This is a genomic window from Burkholderia sp. GbtcB21, assembly GCF_019091065.1.
GTDB classification, from domain to species: Bacteria; Pseudomonadota; Gammaproteobacteria; order Burkholderiales; family Burkholderiaceae; genus Burkholderia; species Burkholderia pyrrocinia_C.
On record NZ_JAGXKA010000346.1, the window covers coordinates 1 to 251 of the forward strand.

Annotated in this window: 1 protein-coding gene; it reads left to right on the forward strand. The window is 62.5% G+C overall.

Annotated features, from left to right (window positions below; translation table 11 throughout):
• Positions 1-251: zinc ribbon domain-containing protein (locus tag KVT39_RS37085; RefSeq protein WP_217591502.1), on the forward strand; the 251-nt coding region annotated here is incomplete at both ends.

The window sequence follows — 251 nt, forward strand, 5'->3', positions numbered from 1 at the left end:
CGCGCCGATTTCCAGCACAAGCTCGCGCTCGATCTGGTGCGGCGCTTCGACTACATCGCGGTCGGCAATGTGTCGGCCGCCAAGCTCGCCAGAACCAGGATGGCGAAAAGCGTCTACGACGCGTCCTGGTCGTCCTTCCGAAACAAGCTCCGTTACAAAGCGATGGCGCACGGAGCCACGTTCGAGGAAGTCGACGAAAGCGGTTCTACCCAGTCCTGTTCGGCGTGCGGGTCGACAGACAGCACGACGCG